Here is an 18467-nt window from a genome sequence, read left to right as displayed (position 1 = left end):
AAGATACTTCTATCAAAGATACTTCTATCAAAGATAATATTATTTAGTCGACAATCAAGGAGGATAGTATGGGAACAGCACACAATGAAGCAGAGTTAGGGCAGATTGCAAAGACCGTTTTAATGCCGGGGGATCCCCTTCGGGCCAAGTTTATTGCAGAGAACTTTTTGACGGATGTAAAGTGTTTTAATACGGTGAGAAATATGTTGGGCTTTACCGGAAAATACAACGGAAAGGAAGTTTCCGTGATGGGGGCGGGAATGGGGATGCCCTCCATCGGCATCTATTCCTATGAGCTTTTTAACCACTACGATGTGGATGCCATTATTCGTATCGGTTCCGCAGGGGCTTTACAGGAGGATATTGAGCTGAAGGATGTGGTTATGGCCATGGGTGCCTGCACGGATTCTCGCTACAGCTATCAGTATGAACTACCGGGTGACTTTGCTCCTATCGCAGACTACTCCTTACTGGAGAAAGCGGTGGGAACAGCCAGAGAATTAAAGATTCCTGTTAAGGTAGGAAATGTGGTTTCCTCCGATGTTTTCTATAATGGCTATACCAAGGCCAACGAAAAGTGGGCAAGCATGGGTGCCCTTTGCGTGGAAATGGAGGCTGCAGCCCTTTATATGAATGCGGCAAAGGCCGGCAAGAAGGCTTTGGCCATTCTTTCCATTTCCGACCATATCTTAAAGAGGACAGAGCTTTCTCCGGAAGAGAGAAAGGTTGGCTTTAAGGATATGATGGAGATTGCATTACGTTTGGTATAAAGATTTTGTGCTATGTTTGGCATAAATATTTTGTGTTATGTTTGGCATAAAATATTTAGAGTATGTGTTGCATAAGGAGTTTCCATGATTAATTATTCAGAAGATGAACGCTGTTATCATATCGGCGTGAAAAAGGGAGATTTGGGGAAATATGTTCTCCTTCCCGGAGACCCAAAGCGTTGTGAAAAGATTGCGAAATATTTTGACAATCCGGAATTGGTGGCAGACAGAAGAGAATACGTAACTTATACCGGTACTCTTCTGGGAGAAAAGGTCAGTGTCTGTTCCACCGGTATCGGCGGACCCTCCGCTTCTATTGCCCTGGAAGAGCTTAGTACCTGCGGAGGAGAGATTTTTATCCGTGTAGGCACAGCGGGAGGGATGGACCTTTCGGTAGAAGCAGGAGATTTGGTGATTGCCCAATCTGCAATCCGTATGGAGGGAACCTCCAAGGAGTATGCCCCTATCGAGTGGCCGGCCACAGCAGACTTCGAGCTGACTAAAGTGCTGGAAGAGGCGGGAAAAAAGCTTTCCGCAAAAACCCATGTGGGGGTAGTACAGTGTAAGGATGCCTTTTATGGACAGCATAAGCCGGAGGACTTACCGGTCTCCAAGGAATTGCTGGAAAAGTGGGATGCCTGGTGCAAATTGGGCTGTAAGGCATCGGAAATGGAAAGTGCGGCATTGTTTACGGTTGGAGCCTACCTGCGAAAACAGGTGGGAACCGTTCTTTTTGTGGTATCCAACCAGGAGAGAGTAAAGGCCGGGCTTTCCAACGAAATTTTACACGATACGGATTTGGCGATTCAGACCGCCATTGAGGCCGTAAAGCTCCTGATTCAAAGGGAGAAAGAGAGAAAGTAGGAAAGATGAAATTTAAAAGAATATTTTTGATTGTTTTAGATTCTTTAGGCATTGGAAATGGCAAGGATGCAGCAAAGTTTGGAGACGAAGGCACGGATACCTTCCTTCATATTACGGAAAGGATGCCCTCATTTTCCATTCCTAATTTGGAAAAGCTGGGCATGGGAAATTTAAAAAGCTTAAAGGGGGTTTCTCCGGTAGAAAAGCCTTTGGCGAAGTACTATGCCTTAAATGAAGCCAGTAACGGTAAGGACACCATGACCGGACACTGGGAAATGATGGGGATAAAGACGGAAAAGCCCTTTATTACCTTTACCGACACCGGCTTTCCTCCTGCATTAATTCAGGAATTGGAAGAGAAGACCGGAAGAAAAGTGATTGGAAACAAGGCAGCCTCCGGTACGGAAATCATTGAGGAGCTGGGAGAGGAGCAATTAAGGACCGGAAGTATGATTGTCTATACTTCTGCGGACTCCGTATTGCAGATTGCCGCCCCGGAAGATCCCAAGTATTTTGGGCTGGAGGAACTGTATAAGGACTGTGAAATCGCCAGAGAAATCACTATGAAGGACGAATGGAGGGTTGGAAGGGTGATTGCCAGACCCTATGTAGGGGAGAAAAGGGGAGAGTTTAAAAGAACCTCCAACCGTCATGACCTGGCCCTAAAGCCACCTACAAAAACCGTTTTAAATTACCTGGAAGAAGCAGGACTTTCCGTAATTTCCATTGGAAAAATCAACGACATTTTCGTGGGAGAGGGCATCAATAAGGCGATTCACTCCCGTTCCTCTGTGGAAGGAATGGAACAGTGTATTGCCCTGGCAAAGGATGAGGATTTTCAAGGACTTTGCTTTGTAAACCTGGTGGATTTTGATGCTCTTTATGGGCATAGAAGAGATCCCATTGGTTACGGAGAAGAAATTCAGCGCTTTGATGAGAAGCTGGGAGAATTACTTTCTGTTTTGAAAGAGGGTGACCTTCTGATGTTGACTGCAGACCATGGAAACGATCCCACATTTTCCGGATCGGATCATACCAGAGAACAGGTTCCTCTTTTGGTTTATCATAAGGGAATTGCAGGGGGACAAGGAGAAGAACAGGATAGCTTCGGCGTTATCGGTGCCAGTGTTGCGGAAAACTTCTCCGTAGCATTACCTTCAGAGTTAATTGGAAAGTCCCTTTATAAGGAGTTTTAGAAAGAAATGAAAACAGAGAAAGACTATATGAAGATGGCTCTTTCCCTGGCGAAAAAGGCAGCGTCCCGGGGGGATGTACCCATCGGGGCGCTGATTGTTTATGACGGGACAAAGCCGGATTCTCCCATGGGAAGACTTTGCCAAGAAAAGGGTATTCTTCCGGGAACGATATTGGGCAGAGGCTATAACCGGAGAAATCAAAAAAACAATGCCCTCTATCATGGAGAAATTTTAGCCATCGAGAAGGCCTGTAAGAAAATAGGAGACTGGCGCTTGGAAGATTGCACCCTCTATGTGAATTTGGAGCCCTGTCCCATGTGTGCGGGAGCTATTTTACAGGCTAGAATTCCCCGTCTGGTCTTTTCTCTTCGGAATCCTAAAGCCGGCTTCTGCGGTTCTCTATTAAATGTTTTACAAATGAAGGAACTAAACCATAGAGTGGCGATTCGGGAAAATGTGCTGGAGGGGGAGGCGAGAGATTTGCTTTCCCATTTTTTTAGCTCTATGAGAGAGAAGAAAAAGGACAATTGATCAAGAAAGAAGCGGGAATGCATTTTCGGGGAAAGACAGTGCTTTATGCAAATACTTAGGATAGAAAATGCTTAGGATAGAAAATGCAAAAAAGGGAATTTTTCTAATGAGACGGGAGAAAGTATGGAAAGAAGAGGAATATTAATCTGTGCCGGATATTTTTATGGCATTCCTTTTCCTTTAAGGAAGGAGGATCTGATTATTGCAGTGGATGGAGGCTTCCGATACTGTCAAGAGGAAGGCATTACCCCTTCTTTGATTTTGGGAGATTTGGATTCTTTGGCTGCAAGCCTTCCGGAAAATCTTCCTCCTGTAGCGTATAATATCTTTTCGGAAAATCCGAAGGAAAAGGCGGAATTTCTTTCAAAGTCCTCTTTCCAGGGAATTCCCTTAAAGCAACTTCCCGTGGTGAAAAATGATACGGATCTTTTAGCGGCCATTAAGCTTTGCCTGGAAGAGGAAATCCGGGAAATCCATATCTTTGGAGCTTTAGAGGGAAGGCGCTTTGATCATAGCCTTGCCGCATTACAAAGTCTGGCCTTTCTTACGGAACAAAAGGCCAAAGGATATTTATATGGAAAAGAAGAGCTCATTACGGCACTTCAGGATGGAAGTCTGCATTTTCCGAAAGGAATGCAAGGGACTTGCTCCGTATTTTCCTATTCCGAAGAGGCTAGGGGAGTAGAAGAAAAAGGACTTCTATATCAGATCGATAAAGGCTGTTTAAAGAACAGTTTTCCTATAGGGGTGAGTAATGCCTTTACAGGAGAAGAGGCGGAGATTTCTGTGGAAAAGGGAATGCTTTTTGTGAGCTATGGAATAGAAAATCTGTAAGCTATGGAATAGAAATTCTTACTTGCAAGCCTAGGTGCCCTTTGCTATAATTTTTTTACAGACTTGGCTGGGGCGTTCGAGTCCACACAATTTGAACCTACAAATATGACATACGGGATTCCGATATTTGCGATTAGGATAGCAAGCCTTCCGTCCTGCGGTTAAGGATCCTTGAGAAATCCGTGAGGTAACCCACCTGGCTTTATGCTAGGAGTCAAACGTGTGGTACGGCGCTTTGGTGAGTCTGATTTTTTTGTATTCAGGCTAAGGTAGAGTACTTAGCTTTTATTGTTTATACTAAGCCTGGGGCTTATTTTTATAGTATATTAAGCCGGAGTACCCGGCTTTTATATGTAGTAATAAGCGGTAGTGCAGGGAAAAGAGATAGATGTATAGAACGGTGTATTCAGAATCGTTCTTTTTAGGAGAATGGAGCCATGAAAAGGGAAAATTGGACAGAACAAATCAAGTGGGGAATTACTGCCTTTTTGGTATTGGCAGCAACTTCCCTACTTTTTATTATAGTGAGCCATTTAGAGACTATAAACAAAAACTTTAATTTATTTATTCAGATTCTGATGCCCATTATTTATGGAGCGGTTTTAGCCTATTTAATGAGCCCGGTATATAACTTTGTGGTAAAGATATCGGAAGTTCTTTTAGTAAAGCTATTTCGCAAAAAAAGTAAAAAGCAGAGTACCGCAAGCAGTTTTCTTGCCACTATTTGCAGCTTATTGTTTCTGACTCTTATTGGAGGAAGTCTGGTGTCTCTTTTGATTCCGGAGCTGACAAAGTCTATCTATAACTTATATATGACTTTACCGGATGCCATTAATCGCTCCTATGAAAGAATCCAAACCCTGCTGACCAATTATCCCGAAGCCAGAGAGTATGTAGAAGATTTGTATACGGAAATCAGCGCCTTTTTCAGTAGTAAACCGGAAAGTGCCCAGACGATTTTGGGACATATACAAAATATTGCCGCTTTTTTCCGGGATGGTATTTGGAATACCTTTACGGTGGTTAAGAATATCTTAATCGGTTTGATTGTGATGGTTTACCTTTTAAACCTGAAAAAGACCTTGAAGCTACAATTCAGAAAGCTCCTTTTTGCTATCTTTTCCAAGGAAAAAGCGAAAGGAATTATTGAAGAACTGCAGTATGTTCACAAGATGTTCGGCGGTTTTATTTTGGGGAAAATTATTGACAGTGTGATTATTGGAATTCTAACCTTCTTTGTTTTAAGCATTATGAAGATGCCTTACACCCTGTTGGTTTCCGTAATCATTGGCGTGACCAATGTGGTGCCTTTCTTCGGACCCTTTGTGGGGGCCATTCCCTGTATTATCTTGATTATGTTAAGCAGTCCGTTGCAGGCTCTGTATTTTGCTATTGCCATTTTAGCTATCCAGCAGCTGGACGGAAATGTAATCGGACCGAAGATTTTGGGAGACTCCACCGGACTTTCCAGCTTCTGGGTACTGTTCTCCATCATTCTATTCGGCGGACTTTTCGGCTTTGTGGGAATGATTATCGCCGTACCTTTATGGGCGGTTATTCTGAACAGCATCCGGCGCTATGCCAATAAGCGTTTGGAGAAGAAGCAAATTCCGAATCAAGCAGAATACTTTGAGGATTTGGGGAAAATTTAGACAGCTAAGAAGGAGATAAAATGTTTTCCATCGTTTTTCTACATAGAGTGCTGAAGGAGGGGTAATCTGAGCCCGCCGGTACTTGCTGAAAGCAAGCGAAGCGCAACTTGAAGTTAGTACCGCTGCGAAGGCGAGGTTAGCGGGAGCGTGCCCCTGTTCAGCACTATATGCAGAAAAACCGATTTAAGAACCGATGTATTCCTTCTTAGCTGTCAAAATTTACCCGTATATTCTGTGAGGATTTGCTCCCATATCCTTTGGTTGTAAAAGTTGGGATTTTTGATATAATCATAAAGTTATCGGGGAATTGCCCCTAAGAGGAAAGCGCTTTGCGAGATTTGCTCGCTTTGAGTCTAAAGAAAAATGAAGAAATGGAGATAGCTATGGCAACTTTGTTAGAAAATTGGAGAAATACCGCCTACGGAAACGGAATGAATAAGCAGGAGCAGGAAGCTCTTTGGCAGAAGTATTTTGCTTTGGAGAAGGGATTTTACGAGGAAATCCTGAAGGATCCGAAGAAGGTTTATGAGGGAAGTGTAAAGGAGTTGGCAGAGAAGTTCTCCATCGACCCCTTCATTTTCGTAGGAATTCTGGACGGAATCGATGAGTCTTTAGCAGGCTATCATAATCCTATAGATACTATGGAAGAAGATACCGTTGTTAAGATTCAGATTGATCCGGAAAAGCTGTACTACAACATGGTGGAGGCCAAGGCTTCCTGGCTCTATGAGCTTCCGGCTTGGGATTCCATTTTGACAGAGGAGAAGAGAAAAGAGCTCTATAAGGAGCAGAAGAAGTCCGGAACGGTGAAGAGAGAGAGCAAGAAGATTTATCCAAATGATGCTTGTCCCTGCGGCTCCGGAAAGAAATACAAAAAGTGTTGCATGAGAAAAGACGAAGAAAAAGAGAGAGAATTATTACAAAATGGCTAATGCGGACTATTTGGTAAGAGGGACTGCGGCAGAAGGGCAGATTCGCGCCTTTGCCTGCAGCACCAGAAATACGGCAGAGGAGCAAAGACGAATTCATAATACTTCCCCCATTGCCACTGCGGCTATGGGCAGATTGATGAGTGCGGCTCTGATGATGGGAGTGGAGTTAAAGGGAGAGAAAGACCTGATTACCCTATCCATCAAGGGAGACGGCCCGATGAAGAGTCTTGTGGCTACGGCAGACTCCCATGGCAATGTAAAGGGCGTTTGCGGGAATCCCTATGTGATTCTTCCCGCAAGGGAGGATGGTCACTTAAATGTAGGTGGCGCCGTGGGGAACGGTTTCCTTTCCGTGATCCGGGACAATGGCTTAGGAGAGCCATACGTGGGACAGACTGCCTTAATCAGCGGAGAAATTGCCGAGGATATCAATGCTTACTACAGTATCAGTGAGCAGATTCCTTCTTCAGTAGGCCTTGGAGTCCTGATGAATAAGGAAAATACCGTGGCTGAGTCCGGAGGCTTTATTATTCAGCTTCTCCCCTTTGCAGAGGAAAGTCTTCTGGATAAGCTGGAGGAGAAGTTATCCAAGGTTCATTCCGTTACGGATTTACTGGCAAAGCATACACCGGAGGAGCTTCTGGAGTATTTGTTGGGAGATTTCGGACTGGAAATTCATGAGAAGCGGGAGCTTCGCTATCACTGCAACTGCAGCAGAGAAAGGGTGGAGAAAGCTTTGATTTCTTTGGGAAAGAAAGAGATTGAATCTTTACTTTCCGACCATAAATCCCAGGAAGTACGTTGTGATTTCTGCAATAAGAAGTACATCTTTTCAGAGAATGATTTAGAAGAATTGCTCAACAGATAATTTTTTCACAAGGCTTCTATTTTTCGAGTTTTCTAAAAAAGAGGGATAAAACCATTCAGAAAAAAACCAAAATGCTGGGATTCTTCTAAAAATGCGGTTGACGAAGTGCAGGGGATATGGTATTCTTCCATTGTTGTAATCAATTTCGGTTGCAATTGTTTTTTGGAGGATATAGTAATGAAAGGTACAGTAAAGTGGTTTAACAACCAGAAGGGTTATGGATTTATCTCTGATGAGACAGGAAAGGATGTATTCGTACATTATTCCGGATTGTCCGGAGACGGATTCAAGTCTTTGGAAGAAGGTCAGGCCGTTGAGTTCGAAGTAGTTGACGGAGCTAAGGGACCTCAGGCTACTAACGTAGTAAAGCTTTAATTTTTCTCTTCGGGTTTGAATCATTTTGTAATATAGACGACTTCTCGGGACAGACGGTTAAGTAAGACAGCATGAGAAGAAGGACAGCATTGCAGAAGTATCAAGATGAAAGAAAAGCAAAAGCAGGACGGCGCGTGCGCCGTCCTTTTTCATGTCATAAAAGACGGTATAGCATAATAGAAAAGCATAGTTTTTATTAGCATAGAATAGGAGTTAGGAGGATCATGCAGGATAGGGAAAAAAAGAAAAGCTCCCGGGAAAATGAAATTTCCGGGAAAGTTCCCCAAGGAGCAAGGCGTAGAAGCAGCATTCATCTTAGTATTTATGCCATGTTTTTAGCCATTTCCATGATTTTGGGATATGTGGAGGCTCAGCTTCCTACGCCTATCCCCATTCCGGGAGTGAAACTGGGGCTGGCGAATTTAGTGAATATTATAATGCTGTTTTCCGTAGGACCATTTCCTACAGCGGTAATCGGCTTTTTAAGAATCATTCTTTTATCGCTTTTATTTGGAAATGCTTTGACTCTTAGTTATTCCTTAAGTGGATTTTTATGCAGTTTTTTGATGATGCTTCTGTTTAAAAACTTAGTTCATTTTTCCACAGTCAGTGTTAGCTTGATTGGAGGAATCTTTCATAATATCGGTCAGGTTTTTATGGCGGCTTTTTTGCTAAGAAACACGGCCCTTTGGTATTATCTTCCTTATTTACTGATTGCAGGCTCTGTGGCAGGGGTTCTGATAGGGATTTTAGGGGGGATTTTAATGAAGCGCCTGAAGCCTTTTTTCCGACAATATTTTTAGCAGGGAAATATTTGCAAACGTTCAATGAAAACTCCACTTATGCAAATAAAAAAGAAAATATGCAAAAATATTCAAAAAAGTCCTTGACACTCCCGAATATAAAAGTATAATTATGCACATAAAAGCTTTGCTTTATACATTGCCCGCTATTTGACCGGACAGTAAGGCACTTGCTTTAACAGGCTGAACAGTTTATGAACGGAAAGCTTGTTTGAAATCAGGATGATTAGGTGTATTGAAGGAGGAGAGAATATGAAAAAGTACTTATTGATTGCGGCATTGGCAGGATTGTCTTTGGTAGCTTGCGGCGGTTCCAAAGGAAGTACGGAAGGAACAGCAAAGGGTAGTGAAGCGGGAACAGAACAGGGCAGTCAGGCGAGAGGGTCGAAGGAAACGGATTCGGCTAAGGCGGAAGCAAAGGGCGGTACATTGATTATGGCTACCAATGCGGAATTTCCTCCTTATGAATACCACGAGGGAAAAGATATTGTAGGGATTGATGTGGACATTGCGGAAGCTATTGCAGAAGAGATGGGAATGAAGCTGGAGATTTCCGATATTGCCTTTGATGCCATTATTCCCGCAGTGCAGTCCGGAAAGGCAGATTTTGGTGCAGCCGGCATGACGGTTAATGAGGATCGTTTAAAGAATGTAGATTTCTCCGATTCCTATGCCACCTCTGTACAGAGTGTCATTGTGACAGAGGATTCCAGCATCAGCAAGATTGATGATTTAAAGGGAAAGAAGGTGGGCGTACAACAGGGAACCACCGGAGACCTGTATTCCACAGACGATTTAGGGGAAAAAAGCGTAGAGCGTTTTCCCAAGGGAGCAGATGCGGTTCAGGCCTTACAGGCAGGTAAGGTAGATGCGGTGATTATTGATAAGAATCCGGCAGAGGTATTTGTTTCTCAGAATAAGGGCTTAAAGCTTTTGGACAGTGCTTATGCGGAAGAGGATTATGCTATCTGTGTAAAGAAAGGAAACACGGAGCTGGTAGAAAAGATTAATGCGGCTTTAAAGAAGCTGAAGGATAATGGTAAGCTGGAGGAAATCACAGCGAAGTATATTCAGGCAAAATAAGCAGTTGCTTTGTAATCATTTTGGGTGTCCTGCCTAAGTGGCGGGACATCTCGCTGTAGAGGGGAGTAAAATATGTCATTACAGGAACATCTGTATATGAATCTGGTGCAGGATAAACGCTATCTCTATTTCCTGGAGGGACTGAAAAATACTTTGATTATCACGTTTTTTGCCCTTTTAATCGGTGTAGCTTTAGGCTTTGTCATCGGTATGATAAGAAGTACCTATGACAGAACCGGAAAAGGCAAGATAGCCAACGGGATTTGTCAGTTTTATCTGACCATTATGCGAGGTACTCCGGCGGTAATTCAGCTGATGATTTTTTATTACTGTATCTTTACTTCCCGTATTTTCTCCGGAGTGTTTGTGGGAATTATTGCTTTCGGCCTAAACTCCGCAGCCTATGTGGCGGAAATCATTCGTTCCGGAATCATGTCCATCCCCAAGGGACAGATGGAGGCAGGCCGATCTCTTGGCTTTAGCTATGGGGAGACTATGCGCTATATCATTATGCCACAGGCGGTTCGAAATGTGCTTCCGGCTATCTTTAATGAGTTTATCGTTCTTATTAAGGAGACTGCGGTGGCAGGTTATGTTGCGGTACAGGATTTGACCAAGGCGGGAGACATTGTCCGCTCCAGAACCTATGATTCTTGGACACCGCTACTTACGGTAGCTTTGATTTATCTGATTTTAACCATGTTCTTCTCCTTCCTGGAGAAAAAGATGGAAGAGGCATTCCAAAGAAAAGAAAGGGGATAAGATGGCAGAGGTCTTGATTAAGGTAGAACATCTCCATAAGAAATTCAAAAACCAAGAGGTTTTACATGATATCTCCGTGGAAATCCATAAGGGAGATGTGATTAGTATTATCGGCCCCTCCGGTTCCGGAAAGTCCACCTTTCTCCGTTGCTTAAATGCTTTGGAAAGCCCTACAAAGGGAGATATTATCTTTGAAGGACAAAGCGTATTACGTAGTAAGAATGTAGATGTTTTACGGCAGAAGATGGGGATGGTATTTCAGCAATTTAACCTTTTCCCCCACATGAGCATTTTGGATAACCTGACTCTGGGGCCAAGAAAACTCCTAAAAAAGTCCAAGGAGGAGGCGGAGGAGAAGGCTATGGCTCTTTTAAAAAGAGTTGGTCTTGAGGACAAGGCAGGGCAATTTCCCTTACAGTTATCCGGCGGACAGCAGCAAAGAGTTGCCATTGTACGTGCCCTTGCCATGGAGCCGGATGTAATGCTCTTTGACGAACCCACATCGGCCCTGGATCCGGAAATGGTGGGAGAGGTGCTTCAGGTTATGCGGGATTTGGCAGAGGAGAAGATGACCATGGTGGTGGTGACCCATGAAATGGGCTTTGCCAGAGAGGTTTCCAATCGAGTGCTTTTCTTGGAGGATGGCTATTTTATTACGGAAGCTGCTCCGGAAGACTTTTTCTATCATTGTGAAAATGAACGTGTGCAGAGCTTTTTATCCAAGGTGCTTTAAAGCTTGTAAGGCATATTTTCTTGCGGCGATAAGGTCCTAAAAAATCCCCTCATCAGTCCCTAAGAAGAAGCCCTTGAAAAGCCCTTATAGAGGTGTTAAGCTTAGTCGGCAAACAAATGTTTGCCGGCTTTTTTATGCAAGAAAGATTATAAAGAAAACGGTAGAAGACAAATAGTAAATGCAAGACTGTAGAGAGGTTTGGGAAATACATTGGAAAAGAAGTGGATAAAAATTCGTGGTGCGAATGAGCACAATTTAAAGCATGTGGATCTGGATATCCCCAGAGATTCTTTGGTGGTTCTTACAGGATTATCCGGATCGGGAAAGTCCTCCCTGGCCTTTGATACCATTTATGCCGAAGGGCAAAGAAGATATATGGAGTCCCTGTCCTCCTATGCCAGACAATTCTTGGGACAGATGGAAAAACCGGATGTGGAGCTGATTGAAGGGCTTTCTCCGGCTATTTCCATTGACCAAAAATCCACCAACAGAAACCCCCGTTCTACCGTGGGAACGGTAACGGAAATCTATGATTATCTTAGACTTCTCTATGCCAGGGTAGGAATTCCTCATTGCCCGGAATGTGGAAGAGAAATCAAGAAGCAGACCGTGGATGAGATGGTGGACCTTCTGATGAAGCGGGAAGAGGGGACGAAGATGCAACTCTTTGCTCCCGTGGTGAGAGGAAAGAAGGGAAAGCACGAAAAGCTTTTGGAAAGCGTTCGCCGTTCCGGCTTTGTGAGGGTCAGAATTGACGGCAATATGTATGAGCTGGAAGAAGAGATTGATTTAGAGAAAAATAACCGGCATACCATTGAAGTTTTGGTAGACCGTCTTGTGGTACGGAAGGGAATTGAAAAGCGTCTGACCGACTCCATAGAGCAGGTGCTTTCTTTAAGCAACGGCCTTTTGCTTGTGGACTTTTTAAACGGGGAGGAGCTACGGCTTTCCACCAGCTTTTCCTGTCCTGTGGACGGCAGCAGTATAGAGGAAATCGAGCCCAGAAGCTTTTCCTTTAATAACCCCTTTGGGGCTTGTCCTGCCTGCTTTGGAATAGGCTATAAGATGGAATTTGATGCGGAGTTGATGATTCCGGATGAAACTTTGTCTTTAAATCAGGGAGCCATTTCCGTAATGGGTTGGATGAATTCTAAGGATGAAGGAAGCTTTACTCATGCCATGCTGGTGGCTTTAAGCGAAAAGTACGGCTTTTCTTTGGATACTCCATTTTGTGAGCTTCCGGAGAAGATTCGGAAGATTATTTTCCATGGTACCGGCACGGAAAGTATTACGGTACGCTATGCCTCCCAGTTTGGAAAGGGAAATGTGCACCGTGTGGTATTTGAAGGCTTGCTCAATAATGTGGAAAGACGATATAAGGAGTGCTTTTCCGAGAAAATGAAGCAGGAATACGAGCAGTTTATGCGAATTACCCCCTGTCCCAGCTGTCACGGAGCCAGACTGAAGCCCGGCTCTCTTTCTGTAACGGTGGGAGAGAAGAATATTTACGAGTCCTGTACTCTGCCCTTAGATCAGTTCCACGATTGGATTTCTTCTGTGACCCTCACTGCCATGGAAGAGAAAATTGCAGACCAAATCATTAGGGAGATTAAGGCCAGAAGCAAGTTTATGCTGGATGTGGGACTGAATTACCTAAGCCTTGCCCGTTCTGCCGGCACCCTTTCCGGAGGAGAAGCCCAAAGAATCCGTCTGGCTACTCAGATTGGTTCAGGTCTTGTGGGGGTTGCTTATATTTTGGATGAGCCCAGTATCGGCCTTCATCAAAGGGATAACGATAAGCTGATTGCCACCTTAAAGCGCCTTCGAGATTTGGGAAATTCCGTTATTGTGGTGGAGCATGACGAAGACACCATGCGAGAGGCGGATTTGATTGTAGATATCGGTCCGGGAGCCGGAGAACACGGTGGACAGGTAGTGGCTGTAGGTACTGCCAAGGAGATTATGAAAAATAAGGACTCTATAACCGGCCAGTATTTAAGCGGAAAGAAAAAGATTCCTCTGCCAAAGCAAAGAAGGAGTTTTACGAAAACCTTGGATGTTTACGGTGCCCAGGAAAATAATTTAAAAAATGTGGATGTAAAGATTCCTTTATCCGTATTCACCTGTGTCACCGGAGTGTCAGGTTCCGGAAAGTCCTCTCTCGTCAATGAAATCGTCCATAAGCATTGTGCCAAGGTCTTGAACAAGGCCAAAATGATTCCCGGAAAATTCAGAAAGATGGAGGGCTTGGAAGCCTTGGATAAGGTCATTGACATTGACCAAAGCCCTATCGGAAGAACCCCCCGTTCCAACCCCGCAACCTATACCGGCGTCTTTGACCTGATTCGTGACCTCTTTGCCAGTTCCAAGGATGCTAAAGAGAGAGGATATACGAAGGGGCGTTTCTCCTTCAATGTGAAGGGTGGACGTTGTGAGGCCTGCTCCGGAGACGGTATTGTAAAGATCGAGATGCATTTCCTGCCGGATGTCTATGTGCCCTGCGAGGTTTGTAACGGAAAACGCTACAACCGGGAAACCTTGGAGGTTCGCTACAAGGGAAAGAATATCTATGATGTCTTGAATATGACGGTGGAGGAAGCCTATGACTTCTTTGCCCATATCCCCAGTATTCAACGGAAAATGCAGACTCTTATGGATGTGGGACTTTCCTACATTCGCCTGGGTCAGCCCAGTACGGAGCTTTCCGGAGGAGAGGCCCAGCGAATCAAGCTGGCTACAGAGCTAAGCCGAAGAGGAACCGGAAGAACCCTCTATATTTTGGATGAGCCTACTACAGGCCTACATTTTGAAGACGTACGGAAGCTGGTGGAAATGCTGCAAAGACTGGCAGATGGCGGCAATACGGTTCTTGTGATTGAGCATAATCTGGATGTGATCAAGTGTGCCGACTACCTGATTGATATGGGGCCGGAAGGAGGAAGCGGCGGAGGAACGGTGCTTTGTACCGGCACCCCGGAAGAGGTAGCGGAAAATCCGCTATCCTATACCGGAAAATATCTAAAGAGATACTTGAATTAGCGAAATTTGGCCAATGTGGTATTTGAGCCGGCTGAAACTACGGTGGAAAATCCTTTTCTGAACCGATATAATAGATGAAATAGTATTTCAGCAGGAGATGAGCAGAGAAAGAGAGGACAGGAAATGAGCGCAGATTGTATTTTTTGTAAGATTGCCAATGGAGAGATTCCTTCCGGAACGGTGTATGAAGATGGGGATTTTCGTGTGATTTTGGACATATCCCCGGCTGCAAAGGGACACTGTTTGATTCTGCCGAAGAAGCATGGAAAGAATCTTTTGGAGATGGAGGACGGGGTACTGGCCAAGGTTTTCCCATTAGCGAAAAAAATCGGACAGGCTATGGTAAAGGCTACCGGTGCCAAGGGCTTTAATGTGGTACAAAACAACGGAGAAGCGGCAGGCCAGACAGTGGAGCATTTTCATGTGCACATCATTCCCCGCTTTGATGCAAAGGACAGCATGGTTTTATGGACTCCTCTTTCTTATGAGGAGGGAGAACTGGAACAGGTAAAGGAAAGCATTGTAAAGGAGATTCATGGCTAAGATTGTATTAACAGGGGGAGGCACCGCGGGACACGTTACCGCAAATCTTGCCCTGATTCCCGGTTTAAAGGAAAGGAAGCACCGGCTTTTTTATATCGGTTCGGAAAAGGGAATAGAAAAAGAATTGGCGGAAAAGGCAGGACTTCCCTACTACGGGATTGCCACAGGAAAGTTTCGGAGATACTTTTCTTTACAGAACTTTACCGACCCCTTTAAGGTCATCGCAGGATTTTTTCAGGCCAGAAAATTCCTGAAAAAAGAAAAAATCAATCTGGTTTTTTCCAAGGGAGGATTTGTTGCGGTACCGGTGGTCTATGCAGCGGCAAGCCTTGGGATTCCTGTGATTTGCCATGAGTCGGATATGACACCGGGACTTGCCAATAAGCTGACCATTCCCTTTGCTAAAAAAATCTGTTGTAATTTTCCGGAAACCCTAAATTATCTACCCAAGAAAAAGGCGGTTTTTACCGGTGCCCCCATTCGAGAGGAGCTTCTACAGGGAAGTCGGGAGAAGGGGATAGAAAGAGCCGGATTTTCCGGAGAGAAGGAGATTTTACTGATTATAGGTGGCAGCATGGGCTCCCAGGCGGTAAATCAGGTGATTCGAAAGCATCTGGATCAGCTCTTGAAAGATTGGGATATTCTTCATGTTTGCGGAAAGGGAAATGCCGATGAAGGCCTAAAGAATAGGACTGGCTATCAGCAATATGAATATGTCCATGAGGAGCTTGCGGATTATTATCAGGCGGCAGACTGTGTTATATCCAGAGCAGGAGCCAATGTGATTTGTGAGCTATTGGCTTTGGAAAAGCCCAACCTTTTAATTCCCTTACCTAAGGGAGCATCCAGAGGAGACCAGATTTTAAATGCAGAGTCCTTCCAAAAGCAGGGATATTCTTTGGTGCTTTCTCAGGAAGAGGCGGAGGCGAATTTTTCCAAGCTTTATGCATTACTAAAGGAACTGAAGGATAATAAGGCAAAATTCCAAGAAGCCATGAGAAACAGTAAGGAAAAGAACGGAAGAGAAAATGTTTTACATCTGATTGATTCTTTTTTGTAATTCTTTCTTTTGGAAAAAATCGATGCAGTTCAATTTTTCAAATTATTCAAATTTTATTAAAAGCCATAAAAGGGTATATCATAAGCTGTAAAAAGGAGGGGGAAGATGATAGGGATTATCGGAGCCATGGAAGAGGAAGTGGCAAAGCTTAAGGAGCTCTGTGAGGACAGGGAAGAAATCCAAAAGGGTCCATACTTCTTTGTAAAGGGAAAGCTTTCCGGAAAGGAAGTAGTACTATGTAAAGCCGGAATCGGAAAGGTTAATGCAGCAGCTTGTACCCAGGCTTTAATTGATACTTTTTCTCCAAGTCAAATCCTAAATACCGGCGTGGCAGGAGCCATTGCGGAGGAAATCCATGTTTTGGATCTTTTGGTTTCCAAGGATGCAGTGCAATATGATATGGACGCCACGGAATTCGGATACCCTTTAGGACAGATTCCCAGAGAAGAGGATTTGGCCTTTCCGGCAGAGGAAAAAATGATTGAGAAGGCATTAGCAGTGGGGAAGACCATGCAGGACTTCCATACTTTTCTGGGTAGAGTAGCTACCGGCGACTGCTTTGTTTCCTCTCAGGAGAAAAAGGAATTTTTACGGAAGGAGTTCCAGGCATCCTGTTGTGAGATGGAAGGGGCGGCTATTGCCCAGATTGCAAGAAAAAATGGAGTTCCTTTCTTGATTTTGCGCTTTATTTCCGATGAAGCCAACACTAAAGCACCTATGACTTATACAGAATTTGAGAGAAAAGCTATTGCACAAAGTGTAGACTTTGTCTTAGAATTCTTAAAGTAAGTTTTTCTTACAAAATAAGAAATAAAGTTAGAGTTAACGGTGTATTTTTTTAGGATACACTGTAGGGGCTAAGAAGAGACGGTTTCACGATATATTCGTAAACCATCTCGGAAGAACTACCCTCTGAAGGAATAGAGGGAAAAGGAGAAGGAGGCTATATGCTACAATTTGATTTATCCAAGGCAAGAAAATTCGTCAGTGAAGAGGAGATGGAGAACTTTAAGAGCCAGACCCTTGCGGCAAGAGATACTCTTTTGTCCGGTAAAGGTGCGGGAAATGATTTCTTAGGTTGGATTTCCCTGCCGGCGGACTATGATAAGGGAGAGTTTCAGCGAATTCAGAAGGCGGCAAAGAAGATTCAGGAAGATTCCGATGTTCTCTTGGTAATCGGTATCGGAGGTTCCTACTTAGGGGCTCGTGCAGCCAATGAGTTTTTAAACCATAGCTTTTACAATGAATTAAAGAAAGAGGACAGAAAGACTCCGGAAATTTATTATGTGGGAAATAATATTTCTTCCAAGTATATTCTGCATTTACAGGATGTATTGAAGGGAAAGGATTTCTCTATCAATATCATTTCCAAGTCCGGAACCACTACAGAGCCTGCCATTGCCTTTAGAGTATTTAAGGGATTGTTGGAAGAGAAGTATGGAAAGGATGAGGCTGCAAAGCGTATCTATGCCACCACAGACCGGGCTAAGGGCGCTTTAAAGAACCTTGCCGATGAAATGCATTATGAGGAGTTCGTGGTACCTGATGATATCGGCGGACGTTTTTCTGTACTGACTGCAGTAGGCCTACTTCCCATTGCCGTAACAGGGGTGAATATCCAGGAGCTTATGGATGGTGCCAATGCTATGCGGGAAAGACTGCTTTCTGCTGACTACAAGGAGAACCCTGCTTTACAGTATGCGGCTGCCAGAAACATCATGCTTCGTAAGAATAAGAAGATTGAGATTTTGGTAAACTATGAGCCATCCTGCCACTACCTTTCCGAGTGGTGGAAGCAGCTGATGGGAGAATCCGAGGGTAAGGATCATAGAGGCTTGTTCCCCTCTTCCGTAGACTTTACGACAGACTTACACTCCTTAGGACAGTTTATTCAGGAGGGAAGTCCCCTGCACTTTGAAACTGTTTTGGAAATCGAGAAGTCCAAGGAAGAGATTGTGCTGGAGAAGGAAGATATTGACACAGACGGCATGAACTATCTTGCAGGAAAGACCGTGGATTTTGTCAATAAGGCTGCCATGAAGGGAACAATTCTGGCCCACAGTGATGGAGATGTACCGAACTTTATCGTGAAGATTGACGAGCAGAGTGCCAGAACTCTGGGAGAGGTATTCTACTTCTTTGAGTTTGCCTGCGGTGTTTCCGCTTATCTGAACGGGGTAAACCCCTTTAACCAGCCGGGAGTAGAGAGCTACAAGAGAAATATGTTTGCCCTCTTAGGAAAGCCGGGATACGAAGAGCTGGCAAAGGAATTGGCAAATAAGTAATGTTAATTGTTATAGGGCTGTAAAAATCAAAATAGTTTTCAAAGCAATATAGGTCTAAATTTGGGGCACGCTCTCGCTAGCTTCGCCACGTATCGGATACTAAGCGAAAAACTTCGATTCTCTTGTTTTTCGTAAGT

General features: G+C 44.1%; 18 protein-coding genes. All 18 read left to right on the top strand.

Features of this window, described 5'->3' with window-relative positions; genetic code table 11:
• Nucleotides 1–68 precede the first annotated feature (68 nt).
• The 18 genes from deoD to HNQ46_RS07250 all read left to right on the top strand — a co-directional run bounded on the left by deoD (nt 69) and on the right by HNQ46_RS07250 (nt 18330).
• Complete coding sequence (gene deoD / locus HNQ46_RS07335; RefSeq protein ID WP_183684113.1) at nt 69–770, top strand: purine-nucleoside phosphorylase; 702 nt, start codon at nt 69–71, stop codon at nt 768–770.
• A gap of 84 nt (nt 771–854) precedes the next feature.
• Nucleotides 855–1634: a uridine phosphorylase gene (udp, locus tag HNQ46_RS07330; protein ID WP_183684112.1), complete on the top strand. Its 780-nt coding sequence runs from the start codon at nt 855–857 to the stop codon at nt 1632–1634.
• Between the two features lie 5 nt (nt 1635–1639).
• Nucleotides 1640–2830 (top strand): phosphopentomutase, encoded by a 1191-nt coding sequence (locus HNQ46_RS07325; protein WP_183684111.1) that lies wholly within the window; start codon nt 1640–1642, stop codon nt 2828–2830.
• Between the two features lie 6 nt (nt 2831–2836).
• Complete coding sequence (locus HNQ46_RS07320) at nt 2837–3361, top strand: nucleoside deaminase (RefSeq protein WP_243155880.1); 525 nt, start codon at nt 2837–2839, stop codon at nt 3359–3361.
• Nucleotides 3362–3484: 123 nt separating this feature from the next.
• A complete protein-coding gene (locus tag HNQ46_RS07315; protein ID WP_183684110.1) occupies nt 3485–4195 on the top strand; it encodes a thiamine diphosphokinase in 711 nt (236 codons plus the stop codon).
• A 437-nt stretch (nt 4196–4632) separates the two neighbouring features.
• A complete protein-coding gene (locus tag HNQ46_RS07310) occupies nt 4633–5847 on the top strand; it encodes an AI-2E family transporter (RefSeq protein WP_183684109.1) in 1215 nt (404 codons plus the stop codon).
• A gap of 383 nt (nt 5848–6230) precedes the next feature.
• Nucleotides 6231–6779 (top strand): SEC-C metal-binding domain-containing protein, encoded by a 549-nt coding sequence (locus HNQ46_RS07305; RefSeq protein WP_040648399.1) that lies wholly within the window; start codon nt 6231–6233, stop codon nt 6777–6779.
• A complete protein-coding gene (gene hslO, locus HNQ46_RS07300) occupies nt 6772–7647 on the top strand; it encodes an Hsp33 family molecular chaperone HslO (RefSeq protein ID WP_183684108.1) in 876 nt (291 codons plus the stop codon). The genes HNQ46_RS07305 and hslO overlap by 8 nt, the downstream gene beginning before the upstream one ends.
• 177 nt (nt 7648–7824) lie before the next feature.
• A complete protein-coding gene (locus HNQ46_RS07295) occupies nt 7825–8022 on the top strand; it encodes a cold-shock protein (protein ID WP_007156460.1) in 198 nt (65 codons plus the stop codon).
• Nucleotides 8023–8246: 224 nt separating this feature from the next.
• Nucleotides 8247–8825: a Gx transporter family protein gene (locus HNQ46_RS07290; protein WP_183684107.1), complete on the top strand. Its 579-nt coding sequence runs from the start codon at nt 8247–8249 to the stop codon at nt 8823–8825.
• Between the two features lie 252 nt (nt 8826–9077).
• Nucleotides 9078–9908: a basic amino acid ABC transporter substrate-binding protein gene (locus HNQ46_RS07285; RefSeq protein WP_183684106.1), complete on the top strand. Its 831-nt coding sequence runs from the start codon at nt 9078–9080 to the stop codon at nt 9906–9908.
• 72 nt (nt 9909–9980) lie between these two features.
• Nucleotides 9981–10670 carry an amino acid ABC transporter permease gene (locus HNQ46_RS07280; RefSeq protein WP_183684105.1) on the top strand — a complete coding sequence of 230 codons (690 nt, stop codon included), beginning with the start codon at nt 9981–9983 and terminating at the stop codon, nt 10668–10670.
• A gap of 1 nt (nt 10671) precedes the next feature.
• On the top strand, nt 10672–11403 hold the full coding sequence (locus HNQ46_RS07275) for an amino acid ABC transporter ATP-binding protein (protein ID WP_279287715.1): 732 nt from the start codon (nt 10672–10674) through the stop codon (nt 11401–11403).
• A 210-nt stretch (nt 11404–11613) separates the two neighbouring features.
• A complete protein-coding gene (gene uvrA / locus HNQ46_RS07270; RefSeq protein WP_183684104.1) occupies nt 11614–14442 on the top strand; it encodes an excinuclease ABC subunit UvrA in 2829 nt (942 codons plus the stop codon).
• A 123-nt stretch (nt 14443–14565) separates the two neighbouring features.
• A complete protein-coding gene (locus tag HNQ46_RS07265; protein WP_183684103.1) occupies nt 14566–14985 on the top strand; it encodes an HIT family protein in 420 nt (139 codons plus the stop codon).
• Complete coding sequence (locus HNQ46_RS07260; protein ID WP_183684102.1) at nt 14978–16045, top strand: undecaprenyldiphospho-muramoylpentapeptide beta-N-acetylglucosaminyltransferase; 1068 nt, start codon at nt 14978–14980, stop codon at nt 16043–16045. The genes HNQ46_RS07265 and HNQ46_RS07260 overlap by 8 nt, the downstream gene beginning before the upstream one ends.
• A gap of 105 nt (nt 16046–16150) precedes the next feature.
• Nucleotides 16151–16834 carry a 5'-methylthioadenosine/adenosylhomocysteine nucleosidase gene (locus HNQ46_RS07255; RefSeq protein WP_183684101.1) on the top strand — a complete coding sequence of 228 codons (684 nt, stop codon included), beginning with the start codon at nt 16151–16153 and terminating at the stop codon, nt 16832–16834.
• Nucleotides 16835–16992: 158 nt separating this feature from the next.
• Nucleotides 16993–18330: a glucose-6-phosphate isomerase gene (locus tag HNQ46_RS07250; RefSeq protein ID WP_183684100.1), complete on the top strand. Its 1338-nt coding sequence runs from the start codon at nt 16993–16995 to the stop codon at nt 18328–18330.
• Nucleotides 18331–18467 lie beyond the last annotated feature (137 nt).

The organism is Oribacterium sinus (assembly GCF_014202695.1).
Classification (GTDB): Bacteria; Bacillota; Clostridia; order Lachnospirales; family Lachnospiraceae; genus Oribacterium; species Oribacterium sinus.
Note: the sequence above shows the minus strand (reverse complement) of the source record. Positions and strands in the feature narration are given on the sequence as shown.